27 protein-coding genes are annotated in these 21,953 nt (G+C 63.1%); 21 read left to right on the forward strand and 6 right to left on the reverse strand.

The genetic code is table 11. The features are described 5' to 3' along the window. Positions 1–21: 21 nt before the first annotated feature. Entirely contained in the window at positions 22–585 is a 564-nt protein-coding gene (locus NA3_RS33700) for a hypothetical protein (RefSeq protein ID WP_062968735.1), read from the reverse strand. Positions 586–1,003: 418 nt separating this feature from the next. Beyond that, positions 1,004–1,399, reverse strand: coding sequence for a transposase (locus tag NA3_RS39385; RefSeq protein ID WP_084492098.1), 396 nt, complete (start codon positions 1,397–1,399; stop codon positions 1,004–1,006). Between the two features lie 1,043 nt (positions 1,400–2,442). Between NA3_RS39385 and NA3_RS33705 the strand changes: the two genes are divergently transcribed. The 3 genes from NA3_RS33705 to NA3_RS33715 all read left to right on the forward strand — a co-directional run bounded on the left by NA3_RS33705 (position 2,443) and on the right by NA3_RS33715 (position 5,596). Continuing rightward, positions 2,443–4,398 (forward strand): DNA cytosine methyltransferase, encoded by a 1,956-nt coding sequence (locus NA3_RS33705; protein WP_218021941.1) that lies wholly within the window; start codon positions 2,443–2,445, stop codon positions 4,396–4,398. Between the two features lie 247 nt (positions 4,399–4,645). Continuing rightward, the gene (locus NA3_RS38950; RefSeq protein ID WP_227994957.1) at positions 4,646–5,023 is read left to right on the forward strand and encodes a tyrosine-type recombinase/integrase; all 378 of its coding nucleotides are present in this window, start codon (positions 4,646–4,648) and stop codon (positions 5,021–5,023) included. A gap of 258 nt (positions 5,024–5,281) precedes the next feature. After that, the gene (locus tag NA3_RS33715) at positions 5,282–5,596 is read left to right on the forward strand and encodes a hypothetical protein (protein WP_062968739.1); all 315 of its coding nucleotides are present in this window, start codon (positions 5,282–5,284) and stop codon (positions 5,594–5,596) included. Positions 5,597–6,239: 643 nt separating this feature from the next. Here NA3_RS33715 and NA3_RS37370 read toward each other — a convergent pair. Then, entirely contained in the window at positions 6,240–7,013 is a 774-nt protein-coding gene (locus tag NA3_RS37370; RefSeq protein ID WP_128145421.1) for a hypothetical protein, read from the reverse strand. A 532-nt stretch (positions 7,014–7,545) separates the two neighbouring features. Between NA3_RS37370 and NA3_RS37375 the strand changes: the two genes are divergently transcribed. Next, complete coding sequence (locus NA3_RS37375; RefSeq protein ID WP_128145420.1) at positions 7,546–10,014, forward strand: hypothetical protein; 2,469 nt, start codon at positions 7,546–7,548, stop codon at positions 10,012–10,014. Between the two features lie 469 nt (positions 10,015–10,483). Here NA3_RS37375 and NA3_RS37890 read toward each other — a convergent pair whose 3' ends face one another. Then, positions 10,484–10,717: a hypothetical protein gene (locus tag NA3_RS37890; protein WP_167355084.1), complete on the reverse strand. Its 234-nt coding sequence runs from the start codon at positions 10,715–10,717 to the stop codon at positions 10,484–10,486. 774 nt (positions 10,718–11,491) lie between these two features. On the opposite strand from NA3_RS37890, the gene NA3_RS33730 reads away from it, so the two are divergent. After that, positions 11,492–12,697 carry a tyrosine-type recombinase/integrase gene (locus tag NA3_RS33730; protein ID WP_062968745.1) on the forward strand — a complete coding sequence of 402 codons (1,206 nt, stop codon included), beginning with the start codon at positions 11,492–11,494 and terminating at the stop codon, positions 12,695–12,697. A gap of 577 nt (positions 12,698–13,274) precedes the next feature. Here the strand turns inward: NA3_RS33730 and NA3_RS33740 are convergent. After that, the gene (locus tag NA3_RS33740; protein ID WP_062968749.1) at positions 13,275–13,916 is read right to left on the reverse strand and encodes a hypothetical protein; all 642 of its coding nucleotides are present in this window, start codon (positions 13,914–13,916) and stop codon (positions 13,275–13,277) included. 233 nt (positions 13,917–14,149) lie between these two features. Further along, positions 14,150–14,953, reverse strand: a complete 804-nt coding sequence (locus NA3_RS33750; RefSeq protein WP_062968753.1) for a hypothetical protein — start codon at positions 14,951–14,953, stop codon at positions 14,150–14,152. A gap of 219 nt (positions 14,954–15,172) precedes the next feature. Here NA3_RS33750 and NA3_RS33755 point away from each other — a divergent pair, with 219 nt between their 5' ends. From NA3_RS33755 to NA3_RS33815, 16 genes are all read left to right on the forward strand, one after another. Beyond that, positions 15,173–15,439 (forward strand): helix-turn-helix transcriptional regulator, encoded by a 267-nt coding sequence (locus NA3_RS33755; RefSeq protein WP_062968755.1) that lies wholly within the window; start codon positions 15,173–15,175, stop codon positions 15,437–15,439. Positions 15,440–15,495: 56 nt separating this feature from the next. Next, on the forward strand, positions 15,496–16,293 hold the full coding sequence (locus tag NA3_RS33760) for a phage antirepressor (protein ID WP_227994958.1): 798 nt from the start codon (positions 15,496–15,498) through the stop codon (positions 16,291–16,293). Next, on the forward strand, positions 16,290–16,484 hold the full coding sequence (locus NA3_RS33765) for a helix-turn-helix domain-containing protein (RefSeq protein ID WP_062968759.1): 195 nt from the start codon (positions 16,290–16,292) through the stop codon (positions 16,482–16,484). Before NA3_RS33760 ends, NA3_RS33765 begins: the two co-directional genes overlap by 4 nt. Next, positions 16,484–16,615, forward strand: coding sequence for a hypothetical protein (locus NA3_RS39125; protein WP_258562269.1), 132 nt, complete (start codon positions 16,484–16,486; stop codon positions 16,613–16,615). Before NA3_RS33765 ends, NA3_RS39125 begins: the two co-directional genes overlap by 1 nt. After that, a complete protein-coding gene (locus NA3_RS37380) occupies positions 16,612–16,785 on the forward strand; it encodes a hypothetical protein (RefSeq protein WP_157126625.1) in 174 nt (57 codons plus the stop codon). The genes NA3_RS39125 and NA3_RS37380 overlap by 4 nt, the downstream gene beginning before the upstream one ends. Before the next feature lie 42 nt (positions 16,786–16,827). Next, positions 16,828–17,007 carry a hypothetical protein gene (locus NA3_RS37385; protein ID WP_128145418.1) on the forward strand — a complete coding sequence of 60 codons (180 nt, stop codon included), beginning with the start codon at positions 16,828–16,830 and terminating at the stop codon, positions 17,005–17,007. After that, a complete protein-coding gene (locus NA3_RS33770) occupies positions 17,001–17,354 on the forward strand; it encodes a hypothetical protein (protein ID WP_062968761.1) in 354 nt (117 codons plus the stop codon). Before NA3_RS37385 ends, NA3_RS33770 begins: the two co-directional genes overlap by 7 nt. After that, positions 17,351–17,533: a hypothetical protein gene (locus NA3_RS33775; RefSeq protein WP_062968763.1), complete on the forward strand. Its 183-nt coding sequence runs from the start codon at positions 17,351–17,353 to the stop codon at positions 17,531–17,533. Before NA3_RS33770 ends, NA3_RS33775 begins: the two co-directional genes overlap by 4 nt. Next, positions 17,533–18,090 carry a WhiB family transcriptional regulator gene (locus NA3_RS35615; RefSeq protein ID WP_063917864.1) on the forward strand — a complete coding sequence of 186 codons (558 nt, stop codon included), beginning with the start codon at positions 17,533–17,535 and terminating at the stop codon, positions 18,088–18,090. Before NA3_RS33775 ends, NA3_RS35615 begins: the two co-directional genes overlap by 1 nt. Next, on the forward strand, positions 18,090–18,329 hold the full coding sequence (locus tag NA3_RS33785; protein ID WP_062968765.1) for a hypothetical protein: 240 nt from the start codon (positions 18,090–18,092) through the stop codon (positions 18,327–18,329). The genes NA3_RS35615 and NA3_RS33785 overlap by 1 nt, the downstream gene beginning before the upstream one ends. Positions 18,330–18,584: 255 nt before the next feature. Continuing rightward, on the forward strand, positions 18,585–18,713 hold the full coding sequence (locus NA3_RS39130; RefSeq protein WP_258562268.1) for a hypothetical protein: 129 nt from the start codon (positions 18,585–18,587) through the stop codon (positions 18,711–18,713). Positions 18,714–18,716: 3 nt separating this feature from the next. Then, a complete protein-coding gene (locus NA3_RS39540; protein ID WP_062968769.1) occupies positions 18,717–19,772 on the forward strand; it encodes a DNA translocase FtsK in 1,056 nt (351 codons plus the stop codon). Next, positions 19,769–20,512, forward strand: coding sequence for an alpha/beta hydrolase family protein (locus tag NA3_RS33800; RefSeq protein ID WP_062968771.1), 744 nt, complete (start codon positions 19,769–19,771; stop codon positions 20,510–20,512). Before NA3_RS39540 ends, NA3_RS33800 begins: the two co-directional genes overlap by 4 nt. Continuing rightward, the gene (locus NA3_RS33805; RefSeq protein ID WP_062968773.1) at positions 20,509–20,856 is read left to right on the forward strand and encodes a hypothetical protein; all 348 of its coding nucleotides are present in this window, start codon (positions 20,509–20,511) and stop codon (positions 20,854–20,856) included. The genes NA3_RS33800 and NA3_RS33805 overlap by 4 nt, the downstream gene beginning before the upstream one ends. 21 nt (positions 20,857–20,877) lie before the next feature. Beyond that, positions 20,878–21,231, forward strand: coding sequence for a helix-turn-helix domain-containing protein (locus tag NA3_RS33810; protein WP_062968775.1), 354 nt, complete (start codon positions 20,878–20,880; stop codon positions 21,229–21,231). 373 nt (positions 21,232–21,604) lie between these two features. Beyond that, the gene (locus NA3_RS33815) at positions 21,605–21,949 is read left to right on the forward strand and encodes a hypothetical protein (protein ID WP_062968778.1); all 345 of its coding nucleotides are present in this window, start codon (positions 21,605–21,607) and stop codon (positions 21,947–21,949) included. Positions 21,950–21,953 lie beyond the last annotated feature (4 nt).

Raw genomic sequence — 21,953 nt, forward strand, 5'->3', positions numbered from 1 at the left:
CCCCCTAATCCGGAGACCGGATTATCTGGTTCCCGCAGGAACCTGGTGATAATAGCTGACTTTGCGTGATCCCGTTGTCCGCCAAACGATTCGCGAACAAAATCGCTGTGTAGGTCGAAGTACGTCCACTTGGCGGGGCAGCTGCCGATCCTGTACGTCACCAGCCCAGATCGCGTATTCGAGCACGGCGAGCACCAGATCTGTGTGGCAACAGTGCGAACGCCTCCAGCCCACGATCCGGTTCGAGGACGCATCGCGGACCGCGGCCAGCCAGAACACGTCCTCCCCACAGGCGATGCGGAGAGCATCGGCGAGCCGCAACCGGTCAGGCTCGCCGGCGGTGAGGTTGCGGTTGACCGGGCCGACACCGCGGTCGCATCCCGATCCTGCCGGGTCACACCCGGCCGCCAGTTCCTGTGCCGGAATACCTTGCAACCCCGTATTCCGCATCAGCCGCTCGACACCTTGTGGCCGAACGAAATCCCGCTCCGGCGCAGCATCGCGTGGACCCACGGTGCCCGTAGGTTTCCATTGGGAACTGGTTTGGATGTCGACCATCTCAGCCAGCAGCTCGTGGTCGACCATCCGCCGCGTGCGCTTGCTGCAACTAGGGAGTGTTCGAACTGTGAAGGCGGCCCCGTGGCACGCCCTCACTCGTGCTTGAGCATTGATTGAGCTGGTTGATGTCACGTTCGCCAGCGCTGGGACCCGATAGATGACCGAATCGAACGCCAGCGGCCTACTATCGGCCATACAGGGGGTGCGGCAATGTGCGGCCTGATCCGCCGGAACCGGGGTTGTCACCCGAATTCTATACCGACGCAACCAGTCTCGATCCTGCGGCTGAAATACACCCTGTCGGCCAGCACCCGAACCGGGCCAGATCGTGGTCGGCCACCACCAAGTTTAGGCACCTCAATCCCGTTGACCGCCGTGAACTGCGGACTGTCACTGGTGGCCAGGGTTATCTACAAGGACAGCACCCGGCAGCCCCGTTCGCAGGTCACATGCAACTCGGTCCACCATCCGCCCGCGATCGGCCTAGCCGATGATCTGCCGGCTCCCGAACAGAACTACCGCGCGGCTGGGCCTGTCCGATCACCGTCGCGACGGGCGCAGCGGCGGCCGATGACTCGCAAGATAGCCGAATCCACACCCGCCTCCGACACCTTCCGCCGCCCCGTCGGCGAACGCCTGCACCCTTCAGGATCAACGCCCAGACCCCGCCACGCTGCCAACGTCGGAAAAGCCGATACGCCGCTAGCCAGGATCCATACACACCCGGCACGTCCCGCCACCGTGATCTAACCCGGAGCCCATCAATGAGTTGGCGTTTAGTCCATTGCGGCGGGCGTCCCGCCTTCTTGTTCCGAGGCGGCAACGGTTCCAGCCGACCCATCGGGCATCGGTCCGGACCACGCCCGCCACCGCTATGCTGGCCACGAGGTCTCCGGTATTCAGGCTTTTTCTTCGACAGCTGGACCAACTACCGGCGAACTCACCCACATGCCAACGCGGACATCAGATTTCAGTGAGCAGTTGATGGTGTGACACCGCGCCGCGATGCCATTCCATCAACCACTTCGAAACTCTCCCGTGCCGCAATACGTCGACGACGTGACGCCCAGGACCGTACTACGAGCTCGACCGGGCGCTGCCGGTGTTCGCTGACGAACGCCGCGATCACCGTCAAGGCCGGCCAGCTTCGGGGCGAAATACGCACTCTGATAGCTTATTACGGCGTTGGCTGGCTCCAGCTTCGCGATCTGTTTCGTCAGAGCCTGGTTCTCGGGCAGCATGTCGGTCGTCGGCGTCGTTGTGTTCGCTGACAGCAGCCTCGGCTTGGCGGATCCTCAGCCGCAACGCCGCCCGAGCCGCGTTGCCTGCTTCCGGATCGTCAGCTTCGGGTCGGTCTCCCGATGCAACCGCACCGATCGGACCTTCAACTCATCCGGGTACTTTCTTCGGCGCTACTGCCACAGATGACTCCTTCTGGTCCTAACGGACAACAATCAGAGCCCCTCCGTGAAAGCGAGACCTTCAACCACAGGCAGGAGCTGAAACCGCGCGTAATACAGCATATTCAGCGCGCACAGGAGCCGTTCTGACGCAATATCATACGAGGAACGTTGGATCAGAGGCATGGACAACGGCAGCAACACTGGGGGTCGGGCTGCGTCTCTGCAGCCTCAAAGCACGAAAGGTATTGGCGGCGATATCGCACCGAACCGCATGTCACTCTTTGACCGGTTTTGCTGTCGGCGAAACTCGCCGTTTCGTCTTCCGACGATGTACCTGCTGGGGTTGCTGAGCCCGCACCGTCAGCCTCCGAGGGGTTGCCCGCTGGAGCCCCCGGTTCGCCTGTTCACGAAGGCTTCCACACTCAGGTATGTTATCCACGCACATGAACCTGGGGGCGAACTGTAACCGAGACCAGAGATCATGGAAGCGGTTGTCCGGGACAGCTACATGGTCCTGGTACTCGTTGGCGCAGTGTTCGAAAGGGTGCGACAGGTGTCGTTCTACGGGGTCAAGCTGCAGCGCAGTGACGATCTGCAACTAGTCAGCCACCCCGATGGTTGTACCGAGGACACCTTCGACGAATGGTGCTCACAGCAGCTCGCAGACAACCAGAGGCTCGCCGTCGATCTGTTCTCGGGCGCCGGTGGCCTGAGTCTTGGCTTGGAAGAGGCTGGCTGGACAGTTGCGGTCTCTGTTGACAACAACGACAAGGCGCTGCAGACCCATCGTCACAACTTCCCGGGGCTGGCGCTTGCGCGAGACCTCGGCGACGAAACCCAGCGCCGGGAGCTTGTCAGCCTTCTCAGTCGTACAACGATAGACTTGGTCGCTGGGGGACCACCCTGTCAGCCTTTCAGCCGGGCAGGCCGCAGCAAAATCCGAAGTCTTGTGGTGGCCGGGCACCGGGAGGAACACGACCACCGACGCGAACTGTGGCAGGCGTTTCTCGACATCGCGTTGGCTGTACGCCCGCGGGCAGTGCTGATGGAGAACGTTCCCGACATGGCGCTCGGCGACGACTTCGCGGTGGTTCGCACCATGGCCGACGAACTTGAGCGCGCGGGTTACTACACCGATCTACGACTCGTCGACGCATGGCGATACGGTGTTCCGCAGCACCGCAAGCGCCTCATTTTGCTGGCACGCCGTGACATCGAGGACTTTCCCTGGCCGGAGGAGCAGGAGGTACAGACGACCCTGTGGGATGCGATCGGTGACCTGCCCGATCTCAAGGACACCACGGGCGGTCGTGTGCTGACCTATCGCAGGCCACGAGAGCTTCCATGGTTCGGTGACACGATGCGCGCCGGGGCGCCGGATGGAGTGATTTGGGATCACATGACCCGTCCAGTGCGTGACGATGACCGCAAGATCTTCGAGCTCATGGACTCGACCACCCTCTACGCGAACATCCCGAAGGAGTACCGGCGGTACAAGGTCGAAACCTTCGACGACAAGTACAAGAAGCTGGACTGGAAGTCTGTGAGTCGGTCGATTACCGCACACATTGCAAAGGATGGGTACTGGTACATCCATCCAGAGCAATTGCGAACTCTCACCGTTCGGGAAGCCGCAAGAGTGCAGACCTTTCCTGACCGATTTCGTTTTGCTGGCACCCGTAGCGACGCGTTCCGCCAGATCGGTAATGCGGTGCCCCCGATGCTTGGCCAAGCTGTGGCGACTGCGCTCCGTCCGGTCAGTCAAGAGGAGCACGAGAAGAACCCTCACGATACTTCCTCACGCTGGGGCGCAGCACGTAACGCACTAACCACATGGGCACACCGGCAACAGCGTGGAAAACATTGGCACAGCATGCCTGGCCCCGGAATGACCCCTGCAGTCGCTGCCATAGCAGCGATTCTGACCAGCCGTGTCATGATGCCCAAAGGTGCCGAGCACGTGCTCGAAAGCATCCGCGGAAGGGACCGACTGACAAAGGCTGAACTCGAAGGGCTGCAACAGCAGCTTGCGACGTTGCCAGCACGCCGCCAACTTGAGCGTTTCCGACCGCTGCTCCCGAAGCGCAAGGTCTGGAGCGATCCTGAACTACTCGTAGAGCAATTGAACATGAAGCCTGCGGAAGAACAGACGTTCAGACTCCTCGCTGGCCAGGATGTGCTACTCGCTACGCAGACCACGCTCAGGGTGGCAGCACGGGTTGTCGGCTCGGACTCGGATAAGATCAACCGGCTGAGCGACGGTCGAGTGGATCTCGCCAGGCTCATCGGAGCCGGACAGGACGCCCCAATTCGGGCAGCGGCGCTCCGACTGATCGGCAGCACCGTCTGTAAGGCTCCCAGTGCAGTTTGCCCGGCCTGTCCTCTCAGTCAGCAATGCGTCACCGCGACGGCAGATCGGGCTCAGACGCTCTTCTAGTCTGCGCCGCTCCGGTGTGGATTCGATCATCTTACGGTTCGCTTCTCCAAGAGGCGCGGGAGGATCAGCTGTACGCGTTGTGGGCGGTCGCGTTGCTCCGTCAGGGGAGGAGCTGGGGCTGCAATGGGCCGATATCGACGTCGTAAACGGCCGGTTGGAGGTGGCGCAGTCGCGCAGTACCTCAACGGTCGCGTGGTGTTCCTGCGTCCGAAGACGGACTCGTCATAGAACTGGGTTCCGTTGACCGATGAGATGGTTCGCATTCTTCGGCAGCGCCGGGCTGAGCAGTTGGCGAACCCGGTCGAGGCGGCCGGCAACGAGCACGGCTTGGTGTTCACTTCGAAGAACGGAACTCCTCTGCTGCCCGCGGAACCTCAATCGCTCGTTCGAGCGGATGTGCCGGCGCGCGGGTGTTCGGCAGATTCGACTGCATGACCTTCGGCACTCGTGCGCCACGCTGTTGTTCGCTCAGGACGCCGACGCGGCGACGGTGCAGCGGATTCTGCGACACAGCTCGATCGCGGTTACGACGGGCGTCTACATGGAGGTGATCGAAGAGGTACGCCGCGATGCCCTGGCGGGGATGAACTCACTGTTGCGGGGGAGAGGCGCCGACAGTGTGTGAGGCGATTGGCTCACATTGTCGTCAGAAGTGTCGTCGAAGGCCCGTTTCGGACTGGAATTCCAGCTTCGGAATGGGCCTTTGGCCTGGGAGTGCGCCATCAGGGACTCGAACCCCGAACCCGCTGATCGAGAATTCTGGTCAATGCGCAGGTAATGCCTAGATTCCGACGTGGGTTCGTTGTTCGGGTATCAAGTAGAGCGTCGGGTCTGAACTGCATGTCGTGCAAGAACTCCCGACGGCTCGTATCTGTCTCGATCGATGACCGACATCGAACGCCAGCGTATCCGCCGCCACCGCGCGCGCGGCCTGGACACGGTCCCCGAAGGCGTCATCGTCCGGGTGGTCGAGTACGAGGTCACCAACCGCGACAGCGATCAGCCCGCGCCGAGCCGGCTGATCACCACCCTGGTCGACCCCGCAGAAGTGACCGCGGCCGAGCTGGCCGCGGCCTACCACTGCCGTTGGGAGTTCGAGACCAGCCTCGCCGAGATCGAAACCGCCAGCGCGGCAGCTACCGGCTGCTGCGCTCAAAGAGTCATGCGATGGTGCGTCGGGAGATCTGGGGTCTGCTGACCACCCACTTCGCCATACGTGAACTCATGTACCACGCCGCCGACTTGGGCGAGAACGACCCGTTACGACTGTCGTTCATTCGCTCCCTCCGCGTTGTCCGGCGACACATCACGGGCAGGCGGGTTTTGCCCCTGATCGGCTCGCCGCCGGTCTCGCCCGCAGCGGTCGCCGAATCCTCGAACGCCCCAACTCGCCACGTCGCCGGCGCAGCTATCCGCGAGTCCTCAAACGCGCCGGACGCCACAAGTTCAAACGAAAACACTGGCGCACAAGAACATCAACCACCATCATCCGCCGGACATCCGGCTGCACCGGCGCGTAAGTTAAGGCATTGGGTTTGGTGTTCATGCTGCTTTCCAAATAAACCGACGGTTCGTGAATCGGCGTGGCATGAGTTGAGATGCAGTAGGAGGGTTGATTTCCACTTGCGACTTGGCAATTCGGCTGACCTGCATGTCTGTGTCGCAGGTTCGTGCCTCCATTAGAGTGAAGGTTCGAACCTGCGACGTGCGACCTGGGGAAATGCCGAAGACCTTTGATGAATGACGCGTCAACCCGCTGTGACTGCGGGCACAATATCGCAAGTTCGTGCCCCCTGGCGGCATGTACAGCATCTGCACGAAAACGCGATAGGCGCATAGATTCACCAGGCACTCAGGTTGTCTATCCAGTTTGGATCCCCCTGCGTAATAGATCGACTCAATGCCCATATCTTGTTGTCAGGGCGGCTTAGCCCCGACATCATCGAAAACTGAAACTCAACACTAACGCCGGGATATGCTTCGAACTTGATAATCTTACTTGGCAGGCCGGCACTCGACACTCCCGCGAATACTGCACCTTCAAACGTACGCGACTCCGCGTCCACCGTCATGCTGGTATACGGAGCCGAAGTGCCATTCCCCACAATGTCATTTGCCTGAAGACCGGAGCTGGGAGTAGCCGCGCAAGCGACCAGATTCAATCCCAGGTCTGCGTCTTGTGAAGTATGAGCGATCTCCAGGATGGCGTTGTAAAGGTGGAGGATTGATTGACCTCCGGCATTCAAATCATCGAGACCAGCTACACCATCCGAACTCTCGGGGATTTGGTCATTGTAGGCTTTCGCGATGTCTTTCCTCCAGGCTTCTACCTTGGAGTCCAGATTCTTCTTAAGATAGGGAATGCACAGATCGAGTTGCTGCCCATAGGCCAACTTTGTGAAGTCTTCATGCTTCATCGATATCGATGGTCCGGAATCGAAGATCTTTTCCCAGTTTACCGTTAATGTCACAATCAAGCCGATAAGACCTATGCAGACACCAACAACAGATATCGTGGTTGTAATCGACCAGTGCCTGAAAGTTTGCGACCACTTGGTCGGCTCCTCGATGACCTCAGGTTGCGACTCCTCCTCGGGTGCTGCGTGCAGACCCATGCCCTACCACCCTCATTTTCAAACGCTAGTAGTTGTAAATCACACCACATCTGCACCGTGGATGGGCAGTAGTGCATCAACTCCGACGCTGAACGTCTTGCCTATTGCAACGGTTTCGCCATCGAGCGGCGCGCAGATCTGGCACGCCCCGGCGATTGCCTCCCACGTCTTGGTCTTGGCACCCGTCGAAGTGGCGAAGTCATGCAGACCGGCCGGTAGGCGTTGACGCTGTCCGTCCGCGCGATCATCTCGGCGCGAACAGGATTCGTGATCACCTTGTGGATGCGGTCGATCGTTGTCGTCGAGTCTTCGCCGATCCATCTGTAGCTGCCCCGATCCTGACGGGCGAAGCTGAGAGGCATTGTGCTGTATACAATCCGCCGAGCTGGAGCTTTGGCAGCAGGCGCAATCCAAAGCGAAGACTGAGTTGTGCGTTCGGTTGGCGCCAAAATCGCCCGGGCCCGGCGAGACGCGGCTACGCTCTTGAGGCACACGCGGAATCCCTGTGCGCTGGCGGCTATTCGGGATCAGGATGAAATCGAAGCTTCGACTCGCGCTGCGTGCACTGCCGGCAGCGATCGCGACCTCCGTCTTTACGACGGCGTTGGGTGTCGCAATAAATGTCGCTACGAACGGCGGGGACGCCAAGCTGTGGAACCGCGTTAGCGTAGTGGTGGGGGTGTTGACCGTCGTCGGTGCCCTGATGGAGGTTCGACTGAGGCCTCGACCGCTCGCAGCGTCGGAGCCGGCGGAATCCGACGAGTCCCGCGACCCACGAACATCCGTAGAGAAGCGTGGAGTCTCCCTGACAGCGGTCATCGTCGTAGGCGGCACCATCGCGGCAGTGACTACAGGGTTCTACCTGGTGTTGAACCTCCCGCTGCCGGGCGATTTGTATGTCCCTCTGGGCACCGCAGCAACGGTAACGGTTCTCGTGCTCCTGATTTGGGCCCTTGCTACCCCCGGCTCTGGCGGACCGGTGACGATGTCCGACCAAGACGTCGAGTTGCGTGTGGCTTCGCTGATCGCCGCCTTGGAAGCAGGATGGCTGAGCGAACTCGCTCTACGGCAAGTCGATGCCGTCTCCGTTCTGACGCCACGTCGGCATCGGGTGCAACTGCGCCCGGGAGCATGGACGCCGGTCGGGCCGTCCGTTTCCGGCGGCCTGATCGACAGCTACCGCGAGATGCCGTCGCGCCGCATGGTCGTTTTGGGTGGCGCGGGAGCAGGCAAGTCGGTAGCGATGGCTCAACTGGCTCTCGCTATGTGTGGCGCACGAACGCCCAAACAGCCTGTGCCCGTACTACTTTCGGCTGCGACATGGCCTGGGGCAGTAGCCTCTGCGCATGACGGAAGAGGAGCGCCGGCGGTTGCAGCAGGGCTGGTCAACTGGATCGAGTCCGAACTGATCCGGATCAATTCCGGCCTGGAGGTGGCGGTCGCTCCGTCGACAACTCTGGCGCATCATCTGGCTTCGAGCGGGATGATCCTTCCGCTCATCGACGAGATCGATCACTTACAACCTCCATTCCGGTCCGGATTGCTTCAGGCGCTGAACGCGGCTGCCGCCGATGCGAATCTGCTCTCCTCAGTCGTGATTGCGTCCCGGCCAAAGGAATACGCTGAAGTTGTCGATTCGACGGGGCCTCTGACCCAGGCGGCGCAGTTCATGCTTGAAGACGTGCCTGTGAATGATGCTGTTGACTACTTGTGCGTCGGCGATGAGCGATTGTGGGCGCCGGTGCGGCAGCGAGTCCGTGAGGACGAACTTGCGGCCGCACGTTTCCATACAGCGATCCCGACGCCCCTGATGGCGTTTCTGGCACGTGCGGTGTACCAACCAACCTCCTCCGCCGCATTAGCGTCACCGCCGACAGACCCCGCCGAATTGCTCGCTTTCGACACACCTGACGCTGCGCAGGTGCATCTGCTGGCCGGATTCATTCCGGCGGTCTACCGAGACTCGGACATACCGATCGCGAAGATCGAGCGCTACTACCGATTCCTGGCAGCCAACCTTCATAACGGCGACATCGTGTGGTGGAAGCTATGGGGAACCATCTCTAGGTTCTGGCGTGCGGTGCCCCTGGGGATGCTGGGTGGTCTACTCGGCGGTGCGCTCGGTTTCGCTCTGTGGCAACTGTCGTCGGCTCCAGTATGGATGGCGATTGCAGCGACGTCATTCGGCGTGCTCGCAGGAGTGCTGATTGCCGTCAACCAAAACCCCCGGGAAGAACCGGCGGAGTTTCGGTTTCACCGACAAGGCTGGCGCGAGTGCGGAGCCAGTCCGTCGCTGGGGCTCGGCGCCGCTGGACTAACCCTATTGACGGCGGGGTTGGCAACACGCCTCTTCGGGCCAAGACAGTACGAATGGTGGTTGTTGCCGGTTGCGGGACTTGTTGCCGGTTGCGGACCCGGGTTGGTCGTCTGGAATCTGCGAAGGGAGATTCCTGGCAGCGCCGCCCGCCTGCAGGAGGTGAAGCTGACGGCGCCCGCTGGTGCTCTCGGCGCAACGGTGGTTGCCCTGATCGGTCTGGAAACGCATGCACGGCTGGGCACTCCGCTCGCCTGGGTCGTCGTCGGTCTCGCCTTCGGTCTTCTCAGCGGCCTCGCATACGTGCCGAAGGCTCCCGTCCCGATCGCGCCTGCTCGGTCGATGGGTGAGATGATCACCAGCAATCGCAACTTCACGTTGTATTTCTCGGTGATGTTCGCTGGTGCCTATAGCCTGATCTTGTGGGCGATGCTCGGGTGGGTCCCTGGGGTAATCGCCGGCGCCGCGATCGGGGTGATGTTCGGGTTCAGCACCAATATCTGGGGGCACTGGCTGATCTACTGTCGCGTTTGGCTACGGTTGCGGGGGCTCGTACCGGCTCATTTCGAAGCCTTCATCGAGGATGCCTGCCGTCGCGGTGTCCTTTACCGGTCAGGGTCGGCCTACCGTTTCCGGCATGCCCTGTTGGAGAAGCACCTTCGGCAACCAGCGGTCAGCGATGGTTGACTACTGACGACGCGAACACCGCTGACATCCCTGCCGACCTACCCACGCCGCTGTGTGGATCCGGCACCGGGCCGCCGACACGGACAACGCGATCTGGGCACTGTCGGCCCTGCTGGTGTCCGCATGATGACGAAGATCATCCGACGACGACCGGATCTGATCTGGCCGGGAGCAAGACTGGTACGGGAGTCGACGTCGTGGGCAGGGCGACGGAGTCCGCATCGCCTAGCCTTTCTGAGGTCCTCTCATCGCCAGTGATTCGGCGACCGTCAGGTCGACGTTCTGTCGGTCCGAGCGAATCGGTGGTTGCGACTGACTTCAATCGTTCCCGCCGCATTGAAACTCGCGCTGGCCTGCGGATTCGCTGCCGTGGAAATCAACCAGAACTGGGCGAACGAGGAACTGCCCCAGCCCATTTGCACATCGACCGCATCTGGAAGGCTTGCGAGCTACCTTGATATTCGACGTGTCATCGGACCAGGAGGGGAGCGAGAGCCCACGTGCCGAAGGCGTGACTGAGGGTGACGACGATCTGGTCGGGCGCGGCGCCGTCTTCGAGATAGCTTTGCAGATAGGCCAGATTGTCCGCGGTGTGCACGTGAGCGAAGTCGGCGATGTTGTCCAGGCAGGAGAGGCTGTGGTCGAGGCCGGCCGACAAGGTCATGAACCGTAGTGCTTGGGCGTTGATGTTGTTGGTGATCACCTGCCGAATCTGGGTGCAGTCGATGTTCGCGCGCGATAACACGTCGTCGACGAGGCCGATGAGGGTGCGGCGGGTGAGGGCGGCGATGGCGTCGGGGTTGGTGGCGGCGCGGATGAGCTGGTTGGTGGCGGTGGTGAGGATTTCGATGCGGGCTGGTTCGGTAGTGATGAGGCAAGATGCGGCACCGTCGCTGACGACGGCGTTGACTTAGCGGAGCAGGCGTTGTTCGGGTGTGGTGCAGGCGTCGGTAGTCGCCAGCAGGACGGTGCGGCTTCGCCGGTGGTGACGAGGGTGCGGGCCAGGTGTAGGGCGGTGCCGAAGTTGGCGCATACGGCGGCCGAGACCAGGAGGATGGCCTCCGGAACTGGACAGCCAAGAAGAAGAAATTCGATCGCTGCTGCCGTCTTCGAATCAGGGGTACGAAGACCTGTCGCTGGACCGGCGCGCCGGATTGGCAGCGGCGCCGAAGGCAGAGCAGGGCAGGGCCTGCCGGTTGTGGTGCTGAGTTCTTGGCGTATTTTTGGTGAATCGACGCCGGTGCAGAGATGTAGGTCCCGAATTTATGGTCTGACCTGGTATTTAAGTGCGCCATCAGGGACTCGAACCCCGAACCCGCTGATTAAGAGTCAGTGGGGCTGGCACTTTCGCGAAACGATCTACCTGGCGAAACTTCCGAATGTTGCTGGTAGGAGGCATATTTCAGGGGCGGTGGTCTAGACTGTGTCTAGCCCAACTTAGGCTACAGACAAGCTACAGCTCCGGCAAGGGAGTGCCATGCCCCCGAAGAAGCGTCGCGGCCGCCGCGGTGACGGGTCGTTCTACAAACGCAAGTCCGACAACATGTGGATCGGGGCCTACCCGTACGAGGACGAGTACGGAGTGGTGCGGCGCGCGACCGTATCCTCGGCCGACAAGGTCGTTGCGATGGAGAAGTTTCGGGCACTGCGCACCGCGATCGACTCGGGCACATTCTCGCCGAAATCGAAAATGTCGGTCGAGACGTGGTTCACCTACTGGCTCGAGAATATCGTCAAGCCCAACAGGGCTCCGCGAACCTACGACAGCTACAAGGGGATTTTCGACAACCAGATCAAACCCTTCCTCGACAACCGGAGCAAAACTCCATGCCTCCCTGTGCCGGCGATGCTTGTGCGCGCCAATCTGAAATGGGTGGGTGAGAAGTGGTCGCCGCGGACGGCAGAGCTGACGTACGCCGTGTGGAGCGCCAGCATGAAGACAGCAAAGAAGGAACTGCCGAACCACCCGGCGGATCCTACCGAGCTGGTCGCGAAGCCGATGAACGACAAGAAGACTGGCAAGGCACTGAGTGTGGACCAGGCCCGCCGGGTCTTGCTGACGGCGACGCAGAACAAGGACAGGATGGCTACCCGCTGGGCTGCCGCGCTCATGCTCGGCCAGCGCCAGGGCGAGCTTCTCGGCCTTGAGCGCGACCGCATCTACATCGACTCGCTGACCGTCGATGTGTCGTGGCAGTTGCAGCTGTTGAAGACGAAGCCCGGTGCCGATCTCGACGACCCCGACCGGTTTCGGGTGCCGGATGGGTTCGAGATCCGGCCGCTGTACCGGAAGTTCGCGTTGACCAAGAGGAAAGGGGCGCGGCCGACGCTGATTCCACTGCCGGCGCCGCTGGCCGCGATCCTCAAGGTGTATTTGGAAACCACGCCACCGAACAGGTTCGGCCTGACGTGGGTCAGCAAGGCGGGCAACCCGATCGACATGAAGACCGACAACGAGGCGTGGAGCGCCGCCCTCACCGCGGCCGGAGTGCCGACGGTCCGGCTGCACGACGCACGGCACACAACGAACACGCTGTTGCTCGAGATGGGTGTCGAGGAGTCGGTGCGAATGCAGATCCTCGGCCAGAGCACAGTGGCCGCACAGCGCCGGTACACCCATGTGGATCTGTCGCTGGCGCGCAAGGCGCTGGGCAACCTCGACGGTCTGCTCGCGCTGGAGTGAGCGCTTCCATTCTGGATCGTTGCTGGCGTGCACCGCGGCGAAGCAGCCTAGGCGTCGCAATGCCATGGCCGTCGGTGGTCGACTTCAACGTCGACGCGCCGGATTTCGGCCGCGGTGAGATTGGTGAGCCGCGTGCGCAAGGTCGGCATGTCGACCCAGAGCTCCTCGGCGATCTCTGCCAGATTCCCGGGGTCGCTCCACGACAAGGCGTTGGAGAAGATCGCGCAATGTGATGAGTCGGCGTGCTGCGAGTGCGCTCACCGTTCGCTCCTCGATCGCCGCGAGATGCGGATCGCGTGGGAGCGGGCCGCGTTCGAGGTGGATGAGCTCGTGGGTGAGAGCGCAACGGCGGGCCGCTTGGCCGAGAGTGCGGTCGATGTAGATGCCGTCAGTGGTCCAGGATGCACGCCTGCCAGGAAGTTTGTGGAGGCAGGTGACCGGGATGTGTGGATAGCGGTCACGCGCGTGACGCCAGGGATGCCACCGAGTACCGGAATGTCCCATAAGCCCGATTAGAACATGCGTTCGATCTTGATAGCCAGGGATTGGCTAGAATTTCACTGATGGAATTCCGGCTTTACGCGGGCACCAGCAAGGCGGTCGGGCCCACATGCTCGCCCGACGCCAACCGATCGGGCGTCATCCCGCTCGAGCGCATGAAGTCTTCCATGGTGGATTTGAGTGTCAGGCCGGCCTGGTCGATCAGCTCCACAGGCTCGTCGTCGATATCGATACGCCCAAGGCCGGAGACCCAGATCAAATCACGCCGATTCTGAGGATCGGGATACACGAGCGCAGTGGTGAATGACTCGCCTTCATCGATCTCATCTACGACCGAACCAATCAAGTCCGAGGGTAGGCACACGATGACCGTCGGCTCGCCTGTTCCGGTCCGAGAGAAGCGGCCCAGCTCGGTCGCGGCCTCGATGCCTCTCGCGCTGATGGTCTCCCATAGCGCCTTCGCGGCACTCTGGCGTTCTGCCCCGGAAGCATCGGCGCGTACCCGGATCCACACTCCGAGGGGATGGCGCTGCTCAACGTGTTCGATGCTCTTAGGAATAGCGCCGAAATCCTCCGCGACAAGCTTCATGGCATCGCCATATTCGGCCCGAGCTTCATCGAGATCGTCGGCCACCCCGAAGCAGCCGATCGGGAACGAACTGTAGGCCCATTGCGGGACGGCGTTGGGGTCGTACGCGTAGATGACGTGCTGGCTCACCGGCTGACCTCCCTGCGCGCCTCTTCCTCGCTCAAGCCTAGCCCCGCGACCAGCAACTTGCGCACGTGCGGTCCCCACATCTCTTTGTTGTGCATTGCGAGTAGGACCTGCCGATTGTTGTACGGACTGCGGAAATAGTGGTGAGAACCTCGGATTCGGGTCGGCTCACCGCAGTGGTGGGTGAGGATGCGCAACAACTTCTCTATGTTCACGGCCGGCCAACTCGCTCCCACTTACCGGCCCTCGACGTCATCGTCATCTGGCCGGCAGTCGAGCTCAAGGTCGTCATAGTCGTCGTTCGGTACTTCGGACTTGTCGTGCTTCCACGCGGCCAGCTCGTGGTCTGGGTTGAAGGGGGGCGGCCCTGCCGGCAGCTCCTGTGGACGGCTACGTTTTGGCGGATTGTGCACAGCCTGATTGCGGATGGCTACAAGCTGCTCGGTTATCTGCTCTCGAAGTGGTGTCTCGGTGTGCCGTTTGATGCGCGTGGCTTTTCGGTTCCGCGTCGAAGGCTTGATCAACTCGTCGGCGACCAGGGTCAACACGCTAGCCAAGGTCATGTTCATGACTCGTTCTTCGCCGATTGCGTCGATCACGCGATCACGCTGCTCCGGTGGCATCGATTGCAGCACATTCAACAGCGAGTCAGGGCTATCGCGGTGCAGCTCGACTTGATGCTCCAGTTGCTCGGCCTCAACCAACATGCGCAGCATCTCAAGCGCGGTCCGTCGCCGCCGCGGGGAAAGCTGATCCACGCCGTCTGGGAGCTCATCCGCAAAGGGAAGGGCGGGGGCTGGTTTGCCTGCGGCCTCAAAGGCAACCTTCTCAGGAACTTGAGCCAGATAGGCGACGGCCCGAATCGTTGAGTCTGAGGGCTTGGACTTGTATTTGCCGCTGAGAATCAGCGAGGCCGTGCCTCGACTCAACTTCATGTCTTTGTTAGATGCGGCGGACGCTCTCTCGACCTCCGACTCCATAACCCGCGTTGAGAGTCCCCGGTCCGCTGCCTGCTGCAGCAAGTCACGCAGTGATGTCACAACGTGAACTCTCCCTTCCGGTCTGGTTGTTGCGCTACGCCACGCGGGTAGTACCACTGGCAACCACTTTGGCGACATTGTCGCACTAACCGGCACGTTTGACGGTTGACAGCCTGGCAACAGGACGTCTAGTGTCACGCGAATCGATTGACAACCTGGCAACCGGGAGGAACTATGGCTCGAGGAAGGCGTCGACCGCCTCAACGGAAGGACACGTGGATGCAGGTTCGAGACCCTGCCGCTATTCGGCGATGGAGGAAGCAGAGGCGCTATACGCAACGCGAGTTGGCAATGCTCGTGAGGCGTTCGCACACAACGATTTACGCCCTCGAAACGGGGCGCTTGCAGAACATCACCGAGGATTTGGCGATCGCAATCGCCGCGCGCCTGGACGTGCCTTGGGAGGACCTGTTCATCGCTCATGAGGTCGAACTTGTGCGCGAAGCGTCAAATGTCTCACATGACGAAAGACGCCTGACTGCATGAAAACGGCCCAACACCTGGGTGAACAGGTGCAGGGCCATGACTTGAAAGGAAAGTCATTGAGCAACGATACCGGCCAACTGATGCCATTCAACTACGCGGACAATCAGGTGCGGGTCGTCATGATCGATGGTGAGCCGTGGTTTGTCCTCGCTGACCTCTGCGCCGCGCTTGACATCGCAAACCCGCGAAATGTCAACGCGCGGTTGGCCGACGACCAAAAGGGTGTCCGCCGAATGGACACCCCTGGCGGCGCACAGCTGACTGCCATGGTGAACGAGTCCGGCATGTACGAGGTCGTCATCCGATCCGATAAGCCGGAGGCGGTTGCGTTCCGCCGCTGGATCACCGGGACTGTGCTCCCAGAGATTCGCCGCACCGGCAGTTTCCAGGGCGCCGCTGCACCGCGCGCGTTGCCGTCGACCCGCGAACTCGCGCAGATGGTGATCGACGCTGAAGACGCTCGGGAGGCCGCCGAGAAGCAGCTCGGACTTGAGGTCAAGGCGCGGCAGGCGATGGAGTCCTATGTCAAGGACCTCGAGCCGCGCGCGGAAGGTTATGACCGGTTCATCGACGGCGACGGAACCTATGCCGTCGGCGTTGTCGCGAAGATGCTCGGCACCGGGCAGAACAAACTGTTCGCCGAGCTGCGGAACGCGAAGATCTTCATCGCGAAGGGCGCGCTGCGGAACACCCCCTATCAGCAGTACATGCACCACTTCGACGTGAAAGCGTTCGAGTACACCCGTGAAGACGGCACGCATGGTGTTTCGTACAAGACCAGGATCCAGCCGTCCGGGGTCGAGTTCATCGCCCGCAAGTTGGGCCGCCCGATCCAGCAGGAAGTGGCGGCATGACCACGCCCGCTATCACGCGCATCCGCTACAGCCGCCGAGAAGCCGCGCAGCAACTCTCGATCTCCGAGCGTTCCCTCGACCGTTTGCGCGCCGCTGGCCAGATCATTGCCCGGGTCGACGGCGGCCGCATCTACTACGACCACAGCGAGCTCGAGAGCTACGCGAAGTCCCGCGCCGTGGCGGAGGACTGATGCGCCGCCACATCCCCCACCCGCACGTCGAGCACGACGACCTGATTTTCGTGCGTGATCTCGCCATGGTCGCGCTGCTGATGCTCGCCGCCGTCGCGATCGGTGCCGGCCTCACCTGGTTCATGTCATGACCGGCGTCGCGATCGCCACCGCCGTCGTGATGTGGGCGTATGCAGCGCTCGTGATCGTCGCCACCGCAAAGGAATTCGCTGAATCGACCCCTGAATGCGGTCGCCCGGCGCGGGTGTCGATTCCTCGCGCCGGGCAGACCGCCCAAACCCCGATACCCGGCGATGCGTGAGCTCGTACCTCGCGCGCGCCATCGAGAACAGGAGCATATCCGATGGGTAGACATCACAACGTTTCTCGCTGGCGCAGGATGCTGCGCCGCATTACTGGCCGCCGACCCGCGCAGCACGTCTTCGATCCCGGCACCCGGCTGCTGCCGGTCATCACTACCGAGCCGTACGAACCGCCGACGGTCGAGCTCCCGGTCTACACGCCGGAGGTGCCGTCATGCTGATCGAACACGGTGTCGACACCGTCACCCCGCTCGACGCGGCCGGCGACCGCACGTTTGTTGTCGAATTCCAGTCCGGACCGGGATTCCGCATCACGTCCGCCGCGGCTCTGCACCTCGCACAGCAGCTGCTCGTTGCGCTCACCGACGTCGGCACCCTGCCACCGCCGAACCTTGACGATATCGCCGCGGTCAACGTGCTCACCGAAGCCGCCGCCGACGCGAAGTTCCTCGGGCACCTCGAGCTCGCTGACCGGCTGCGGCACGTCATCCGAACCCGATTCGGCGCGGTGCCTCGGCACGATCTCGACATCGCCGTCGCAGAACGGCTGATCGGCGGTGTCCGATGATCATCCTCGGACACGTCTACACCGTCGGCGGGCTGGCCTATCTCGCCGCGGTGGCTTACGGCCTGGCGCAGAACGAGATCCGCGCTCGCCGCCGCAGTCGCACCTCCCGCGCCAACACGACCACTGCCGCGGCAGTCGGGCGCGCGCGGCAGCGTTACGACCACGACAGGGCGGCGTGATGGCCGATTGGCAGCTGCAGGCGCTATGCCGCGCCGACCCCGAGCCGGAGACGTTCTACCCGGAGCCCAGCAACAAGCGCCGTGTACTCGACGCGAAAGCGCTGTGCGTCGTCTGCCCCGTGCGCCGGGACTGCGCCGAGGACGCCGCCGACCGCCTGGAGCGGTTCGGAATCCACGGTGGATTCCTCACCGACGACCCCGGCGAATGGGAACGGCTGCACACGTACATCGGACGCCCAGTTCCGCCTAAACGGCGCACCGCGCCGCACGCCGTTGTCTGTTCGCAGTGCGGAACCGAATTCGTCGCGCGCGTACCCGCCCTCACGAAATGCGGGCCGTGCACTCAGGGCCTGGTGCCGGCCGGTCCGACCGTCGCGCGGGTCAAGCAACTCCGCGACGCCGGTTGGACCTTCGCCCAGATCGCGTCGGCAGCGTCGTGCATGAACACGGGAACGGTGGCCGGCCTCCTGCGGCCAGACCGCAAGTGGGTGACCCCGACCACCGCGGAACGCGTGCTCGCGATCGAGGTCACGCCCGACCAGACAGGAGAGCCGTGATGGCCCGCTACGGAATCGACCAACTCGACCAGTGCGCCGCCGACGCGCTCGCCCTGTCCTCGCGAGTGCGGGAATCACCGCCCGAGCAGACATACCGAACGCTCACCTACCAGTGCCACCGCGACCCCGAGCGGATGGCGCAGCTGCTGATGACACTCGCGGTGTTCGTCGACCCGGAGACCGCCACTACGGGCGAGCTGCTGCGCATCGTCGGCCGGATCACCGGTGATGCAGCGTGAGCCGCGACTGCGGTGCGGAGTTGTGCCGCAACTGGACCGGGCAGGGCTGCATCTGCGAAGTGGTCGGCATCGAGCCCGACCTCGTCGATCCCTGCGCCGAGCACCCGATCTGCGACGGCTGCAACCGGTGCGAACTGTGCCAGCGCTGCAATTGCGGCCCTGACTTCGACGAATGCGAACACCTCGATCGGTGTCCTTGCTGCGGCGCCTGCACCTGGTGCGACGAATGCGAATGCGAATGCGAACGGAGACGTGATGTCTAGCGGATGCCCGCGCGGCTGCCCCGAGGGGGAGTGCTACTGCGCCGAACCGACCTACGCCGATTTCCTGACCTGCCGCGCCTGCGGCAGCGACGACGGCGCCTGCTACTGCGGGGAGGAATAACCCATGCCTATCTCGACCACAATCACGGTCGGTACCAACGATTTCCGTCACGCCCTGATCGCGGTGCAGCGACATGTCGAGCGCGACAAGGACATCCCGACCACGCACCGGATTCGGCTCGCGGTCGCCAGCGAGAACGTCACTGTAACCGCGACCGACACCTACACCGCCGGCATGGCGCTCGTGTCCGTGTGGGACTACGAGGGCGCCGCGTGCACCGTCGATGTCCTGCCCGAGGACATGGCGAAAGTGCTGTCGATCTTCACCGGCGGCAAGGACAAGGCCGACGAACCCGAACACACGCTGCGCCTCGACATCGAGGCAAGCAAGCTCACCGTGACCGACAATTCCGGGCTGATCGATGGCCGCGCGTTCAAGGTGCCGCGGCTGCCCACCGACGGCGGTTCGCTGTGCACGGTGCCGAATCTGATTGCCCGGCAGTGCGGCAGCGACTCGACTCTGCTCGCCGACATGGCCGTCAGCGGCGAAATGATGGCCCGGTTCAAGCACGCGTCGAACACCTACGGCCATGCGCTGGTGATCGAGGCACACTCGGCGAGCCGGGCGATCCTCATCCGCTGCGGCGAATCATTCCTCGGGCTGATGATGCCGACACGGCTCGGCGACACCGAGCGCACCGAGATCCGCGACTGGTCCGAAGCGTGGGCGCGCCGACTGCCCGACATCGTCGCTGCGGCCGACAAGGACCGTGCCACCGCGGAAACCAACGCGACCACCGTCACGAACGTCGTTCCGATGCGCGGCACCGCCGCCCGCACCGACCTCGGCGACGACCGCGAACTGTTCCTGCACGCGGTCGAGCTCGTGATCCGGTCGCAGTTCGGATCAGTGTCGATGCTGCAGCGGAAATTGCGGATCGGTTTCGCCAAGGCCGCGCGGCTGCTCGAGCAGATGGAGATCCGCGGCATCGTCGGCCCCGCCGAGGGCAGCAAGGCCCGTGACGTGCACGTCGCCGCCGACCTCGCCGACGAAGTCGTGAACGCGCTGCGCGACGGCGACACCGTCACCGACGCCAACAACGAAAACGAGGCCGAATGATCACCGTGGTTTGGTTGTGCGGCACCGGATTCGGCGACCGCATCGACGGCGTATCGCAGGTGTTCGCCGACTGCCTCGACCCGGCACGATTCGAATTCGAGGCGATCATGTACCCGGCCGACTACGGCACCCGACTGTCGTATGCCGAGAGCGTAGCCCGCGGTCGTGTCGCCCTGACCAACGCGATCCGCGTAACCCCGAACCGTGTGGTGTGCGGTGGCTACAGCCAGGGCGCACGGATCGCGGGGGACATCGTCGCCGAGATCGCGCGCGGCGAGTGGCCCGGACTCGAGGTCGACGCGTGCGCGCTGATCGCCGACTCGCGGCGGCCGTGGCTGGCCGGCATGCCCGGCGAGGCTGCGGCACCGGGCTACGGCGTCGAGGGCGAACGAGCGATCCCGGCCATACCTACCTTCTGGGCCGCCGCGCCCGGTGACCCGATAACCGCGCTGCCCGAGGGCAATCCGCTGCGGTCGGTCGCCGACCTCACCGAGTGGTTTTCGATCGCCTCACCGGCCGACGCGCTGCGGTGGGGCCAGGACCTCGTCGACCGCGCGAAGGCCGGCCGCTGGCAACGCTGGTGGTCATTCGCGGACTGGCGCGACTGGGGCGGCGCCGCGGAGTACGCCCGCAACTATCTGCCGCCCCCGTTCGGCGCGGGCCGCCACACCGCCGCCTACATCGAGCTCGGGCTCGCTGCCCGGCTCGCCGCGACGATCAACCGGGCGGTGCGCGCGTGAGGTCATTCGAGGAATACGACGCCACGGCCCGCGACGAGCGCCCGTTCTCCAACTCGACCGAGTGGGAGATCTGGTACTTCAGCGTGTGCTGCGGCGGCGGCAACCCCGAGCGTGCGTATGTCGACGACGCTGAGGCCGAGCGCGATCCGGCCGCCGGATGTCCGCTGATCGCGCTCTCCGCACTCGGGAGACGTCCGACCGAATGGGTGGGCGGCCACGGCCGCTACCGCTGCCGTGAGAAGACGCTGCCCGCCGACGCCCGCCGCGCCGAGCGTGAGGCCGAGCAAGCCGCGGTCGAGGCCCAGCACTACGGGCCCTTGTTCGACATTGAGGGGGGGTCGTGACGTCTCAGGAAGGAGGCAGCGATGGATGGCGTGGCGCGAAAGCCTGTCGACCAGCAGGAGTGGATTCGCATTCTGCGCCGCGTCCAGATGACGCTGGGCACAAAGTATCTCGGCCTCATGATGTCGACGTACGCCAATTTCGATGGCTCGCGCGTGTTTCCGGGTGTGGCAAAGCTGGCGCTGGTGATGTGCGTGTCGGAGAAGACCGTCAAACGCGCGCTGTCGGAACTGCGGGCCCTCGGCATGGTCGAGCGGGTGAAGCAGGGCAATCGGCACGAGGGCGAGGCCGATACGTACCGGCTCACCGTGCCGACCGATCTGTTCGACCGGCCGATGCTCGACCCGGAGGAGAAGGGCATGTCTGGGGGGCACTGACGACCCTCGGAAATGTCTGCGCCCCAACGAGTCTGGGGGTCACGGGTGACCTGTGGAATCTGTGGACAAGTTATCCACAGGCGAAATGTCTAGGGGTCATTGATGACCCGTGGATTAGCGGCCGGCCGAAAAGTCTGGGGGTCATTTCGAACGGGTCTGGGGGTCATTTCGGAATGTCTGAGGGTCACCCACGACCCCCCACCATTATTTACCAACCCAATACCACTACTACCCGCGTGGCTGGCTCTCGAACGCAACTCACTACGGCGCCCGCGAACTGTGGACAAACCCCATCCCATCGACGGACCGGAAGACCGCAACTGGCACCGGCCGATCGCCTCACCCCTCTCGGCCACCGAGGAGCAGAGCAACTGTGAGCCCGAAGCCGTTCACCATCCATCGCCGAGCCCGCCGTGTCGACCCGATCGTCGAGTCGCCCGCTGCCGTGGAGCCCGGCCCGAAAGCTCTTCCCGCTCCGGGGAGTACTGCTCCCGGCGTATCCGCGGGCAAGGTCTGCGGAACGTGCGGCGCCTACGCCGTCAACCCCGATCTGCATGCCGAGTACCACCGGCGAATGGACAGCTGGGCGCGGCGCATCAACGACATCGCGTCGATTGTCCTGCACGTTTTCCACGCACGGGGATACCTCCCCGCCGATGAGAACACCACCCCCAGCAGTGGGAGCACCGCGAACGCCGCCACCCATGCCGACGAGTGACCCG

This window comes from Nocardia africana NBRC 100379 (genome assembly GCF_001612635.1).
Classification (GTDB): Bacteria; Actinomycetota; Actinomycetes; order Mycobacteriales; family Mycobacteriaceae; genus Nocardia; species Nocardia africana.

Coding starts and splice junctions, on each gene's coding strand:
- NA3_RS33730 (WP_062968745.1), top strand. CDS start 11,492: ATGCCCCCGAAGAAGCGTCGCGGCCGCCGCGGTGACGGGTCGTTCTAC.
- NA3_RS33705 (WP_218021941.1), top strand. CDS start 2,443: ATGGAAGCGGTTGTCCGGGACAGCTACATGGTCCTGGTACTCGTTGGC.
- NA3_RS39130 (WP_258562268.1), top strand. CDS start 18,585: ATGTCTAGCGGATGCCCGCGCGGCTGCCCCGAGGGGGAGTGCTACTGC.
- NA3_RS33800 (WP_062968771.1), top strand. CDS start 19,769: ATGATCACCGTGGTTTGGTTGTGCGGCACCGGATTCGGCGACCGCATC.
- NA3_RS39540 (WP_062968769.1), top strand. CDS start 18,717: ATGCCTATCTCGACCACAATCACGGTCGGTACCAACGATTTCCGTCAC.
- NA3_RS37370 (WP_128145421.1), bottom strand. CDS start 7,013: ATGGGTCTGCACGCAGCACCCGAGGAGGAGTCGCAACCTGAGGTCATC.
- NA3_RS33700 (WP_062968735.1), bottom strand. CDS start 585: ATGGTCGACCACGAGCTGCTGGCTGAGATGGTCGACATCCAAACCAGT.
- NA3_RS33765 (WP_062968759.1), top strand. CDS start 16,290: ATGACCACGCCCGCTATCACGCGCATCCGCTACAGCCGCCGAGAAGCC.
- NA3_RS33775 (WP_062968763.1), top strand. CDS start 17,351: ATGATCATCCTCGGACACGTCTACACCGTCGGCGGGCTGGCCTATCTC.
- NA3_RS33810 (WP_062968775.1), top strand. CDS start 20,878: ATGGATGGCGTGGCGCGAAAGCCTGTCGACCAGCAGGAGTGGATTCGC.
- NA3_RS33785 (WP_062968765.1), top strand. CDS start 18,090: ATGGCCCGCTACGGAATCGACCAACTCGACCAGTGCGCCGCCGACGCG.
- NA3_RS35615 (WP_063917864.1), top strand. CDS start 17,533: ATGGCCGATTGGCAGCTGCAGGCGCTATGCCGCGCCGACCCCGAGCCG.
- NA3_RS33755 (WP_062968755.1), top strand. CDS start 15,173: ATGCAGGTTCGAGACCCTGCCGCTATTCGGCGATGGAGGAAGCAGAGG.
- NA3_RS33770 (WP_062968761.1), top strand. CDS start 17,001: ATGCTGATCGAACACGGTGTCGACACCGTCACCCCGCTCGACGCGGCC.
- NA3_RS39385 (WP_084492098.1), bottom strand. CDS start 1,399: ATGGGTCGGCTGGAACCGTTGCCGCCTCGGAACAAGAAGGCGGGACGC.
- NA3_RS33715 (WP_062968739.1), top strand. CDS start 5,282: ATGACCGACATCGAACGCCAGCGTATCCGCCGCCACCGCGCGCGCGGC.
- NA3_RS39125 (WP_258562269.1), top strand. CDS start 16,484: ATGCGCCGCCACATCCCCCACCCGCACGTCGAGCACGACGACCTGATT.
- NA3_RS37385 (WP_128145418.1), top strand. CDS start 16,828: ATGGGTAGACATCACAACGTTTCTCGCTGGCGCAGGATGCTGCGCCGC.
- NA3_RS38950 (WP_227994957.1), top strand. CDS start 4,646: ATGAGATGGTTCGCATTCTTCGGCAGCGCCGGGCTGAGCAGTTGGCGA.
- NA3_RS37375 (WP_128145420.1), top strand. CDS start 7,546: ATGAAATCGAAGCTTCGACTCGCGCTGCGTGCACTGCCGGCAGCGATC.
- NA3_RS37380 (WP_157126625.1), top strand. CDS start 16,612: ATGACCGGCGTCGCGATCGCCACCGCCGTCGTGATGTGGGCGTATGCA.